Origin of the sequence: Mesorhizobium sp. M1E.F.Ca.ET.041.01.1.1 (assembly GCF_003997355.1) — a bacterium.
Lineage (GTDB): Bacteria > Pseudomonadota > Alphaproteobacteria > Rhizobiales > Rhizobiaceae > Mesorhizobium.
In genome coordinates this window covers 1-2,557 of the sequence record NZ_RZSL01000739.1, presented here as the reverse complement: position 1 = coordinate 2,557, position 2,557 = coordinate 1, and the positions used below count along the sequence as shown (strand labels likewise).

The window sequence follows — 2,557 nt, the reverse complement described above, 5'->3', positions numbered from 1 at the left end:
GGCACATTCCAGTCGGAATAAAACACGGTTTGCCGCGCCGCCGCCACGATTTGTGCGTAGAGCGCCTCGGTGATGGCGCGGTTGGCGTGACGTTCGCGGCCAAAAAGGCGCTGGAACATTGAGGGTGGTCTCCCGGGGACCTTTTGTTTGATTTGGCCTTGTTGCATCGGCATGCAAGCTGGTTTACCGGTTTTGCGGCCCAGCGCAAGTTGCGGGGATGTGATGGAGAATTGTTGTTGGGTGCGCTGAAATTCAAGTCGTTTCTTACGCCTGTGCCGGCGGGCGTAGCCTCCCTGCTGGTGGCGGTATCCGCGCTTTCGGGCTGCAATTCATCCAAGATGATCGGCGACCTCAGCCCGAGCGAGACGCTGACGCAGGGCTACGTCATCGACCAGGCGGCAATCGACTCGGTGCCGGTCGGCTCGAGCCGCGAGCAGGTGCTTCTGGCGCTGGGCACGCCGTCGACGACGGCAACCTTCGACAACGAGGCCTTCTATTACATATCGCAGACACGCAAGCGCTACGTCGCCTTCGACAAGCCGCATCTGGTGGACCAGAAAGTGCTGGCGGTCTATTTCGGCGCCGACGGCCGCGTCACCCAGATCGCCAATTACGGCATGAAGGACGGCAAGATCTTCGACTTCATCTCGAGGACGACGCCGACCGGCGGCAAGGACCAGAACTTCCTGAGCCAGATCATCAACGGTGCCAGCAAACTGGCCCCCGGCATCCCGGGCGGCGGAGGCGGCGGCACGCCCTGAGTTCGGCTATCCGGCTGACAGCTCAAGACCCGTCGGATCGCTCCGGCGGGTCTTTTTGCTTTCGGTCCCCACATACAAAAACCCGCGGGATCGCTCCCGCGGGTTTTGTCATGAAAGAGAGCGTCCGGCTCAGCCGTGCGCAAGCACAGCAAGGAGCAGCAGCGCCACGATGTTGGTGATCTTGATCGCCGGGTTGACGGCCGGGCCGGCGGTGTCCTTGTAGGGGTCGCCGACGGTGTCGCCCGTGACCGAGGCCTTGTGCGCCTCCGAGCCCTTGAGATGCTTGACACCGCCCTTGTCGGTGAAGCCGTCCTCGAACGATTTCTTGGCGTTGTCCCAGGCGCCGCCACCGGAAGTCATCGAGATGGCGACGAAGAGACCGTTGACGATGACGCCGAGCAGCGAGGCACCGAGCGCGGCGAAGGCCGAGGCCTTCGAGCCCGAGATCAGGAACACACCGAAATAGACGACGAGCGGCGCCAGGACCGGCAGCAGCGACGGGATGATCATCTCGCGGATCGCCGCCCTGGTGAGAAGGTCGACGGCGCGCGCATAGTTCGGCTTCGAGGTGCCGGCCATGATGCCCTTGTCCTCGCGGAACTGCTTGCGCACTTCCTCGACGATCGAGCCCGCGGCGCGGCCGACGGCGGTCATGGCGATGCCGCCGAACAGATACGGGATCAGGCCGCCGAAGATCAGGCCGGCGACGACGTAAGGGTTGGAGAGGTCGAAGGAAACCTCACCCATGCCCTGGAAGTAGGGATACTTGTCGCCGTTGGCCGCGAAGAACTTCAGGTCGTTCGAATAGGCGGCGAACAGCACTAGTGCGCCAAGGCCGGCGGAGCCGATGGCATAGCCCTTGGTCACCGCCTTGGTGGTGTTGCCGACCGCGTCGAGCGCGTCGGTGGAATGGCGCACTTCCTTGGGCAGGCCGGACATCTCGGCGATGCCGCCGGCATTGTCGGTAACCGGGCCGAAGGCATCGAGCGCCACGATCATGCCGGCGAGGCCGAGCATGGTGGTGACGGCGATCGCCGTGCCGAAGAGGCCGCCGAGCTGATAGGTGGCGATGATGCCGCCGACGATGACGATTGCCGGGAGCGCCGTCGATTCCAGCGAGACCGCGAGGCCCTGGATGACGTTGGTGCCGTGGCCGGTCACAGACGCCTGGGCGATCGAATTCACCGGGCGCTTGTTGGTGCCGGTGTAGTATTCGGTGATCACCACGATGAGCCCAGTCACCAGCAGACCGATCAGGCCGCAGATGAACAGGTTCTTGCCCGTGATGGCGAGGCCGCCGACATTGCCGATCTCGCCCCAGCCCAGCACGGCCGAGGTGGCAAGCGCCAAGCCGACGATCGACAGCAGTCCGGTGACGATCAGGCCCTTATAGAGCGCGCCCATGATCGAGCCGTTGGAACCGAGCTTGACGAAGAAGGTGCCGACGATCGAGGTTAGGATGCAGGCGCCGCAGATCGCCAGCGGATAGAGCATCGCGGCGCCTAGAACGGCGGTGCCGCCGAAGAAGATGGAGGCGAGCACCATCGTGGCGACCACCGTCACCGCATAGGTCTCGAACAGGTCGGCGGCCATGCCGGCGCAGTCGCCGACATTGTCGCCGACATTGTCGGCGATGGTGGCCGGATTGCGCGGATCGTCTTCCGGAATGCCGGCCTCGACCTTGCCGACCAGATCGCCGCCGACGTCGGCGCCCTTGGTGAAGATGCCGCCGCCGAGACGGGCGAAGATCGAGATCAGCGAAGCGCCGAAGCCGAGCGAGACCAGCGAGTCGATGA

The 2,557-nt window shown here is 64.3% G+C and carries 2 protein-coding genes and 1 pseudogene; 1 reads left to right on the top strand and 2 read right to left on the bottom strand.

The features are described 5' to 3' along the window. Window positions 1-119, bottom strand: a pseudogene (locus EOA38_RS40705) (ubiquinol-cytochrome C chaperone); the annotation flags it as partial. 117 nt (window positions 120-236) lie between these two features. Between EOA38_RS40705 and EOA38_RS33390 the strand changes: the two are divergent. Further along, entirely contained in the window at window positions 237-761 is a 525-nt protein-coding gene (locus tag EOA38_RS33390) for an outer membrane protein assembly factor BamE (RefSeq protein ID WP_126094223.1), read from the top strand. A 129-nt stretch (window positions 762-890) separates the two neighbouring features. Here the strand turns inward: EOA38_RS33390 and EOA38_RS33385 are convergent. Continuing rightward, the coding region (locus EOA38_RS33385) for a sodium-translocating pyrophosphatase (RefSeq protein WP_127301233.1) at window positions 891-2,557 on the bottom strand (1,667 nt) is incomplete at its 5' end.